Genomic DNA, 258 nt, shown 5'->3' on the forward strand with positions numbered 1-258 from the left:
GATATCCAACCCAACCAACGCAAACAAAAAACCGGTCACCTAAAACCAGCATACCATAACGACGCAGAATGCCAACACGAAACTCAAGATCTCGTAGCTCCAGCTATCAGAATAAATATGCTTCGGGTTGTCCCTGTCGCCGTCGACCTGCAGGGCGGTGATCTCGGGCATGTACCCGTCGGTGAGTTCCTTGCGGTTCCAGCTGGGGCCCCACGCCGGGTCTCCGAACAGGGAGGAGTCGAGCATGAGGGAGGTGAT

The 258-nt window shown here is 55.4% G+C and carries 1 protein-coding gene; it reads right to left on the reverse strand.

The window, feature by feature from the left end; translation table 11 throughout:
* Positions 1–39 precede the first annotated feature (39 nt).
* Positions 40–258, reverse strand: a 219-nt coding sequence (locus tag QN347_RS20310; RefSeq protein WP_323494477.1) for a hypothetical protein, incomplete at its 5' end; no start/stop codon positions are given.

Origin of the sequence: Sphingomonas sp. 10B4, from assembly GCF_035019905.1 — a bacterium.
Lineage (GTDB): Bacteria > Pseudomonadota > Alphaproteobacteria > Sphingomonadales > Sphingomonadaceae > Sphingomonas > Sphingomonas glacialis.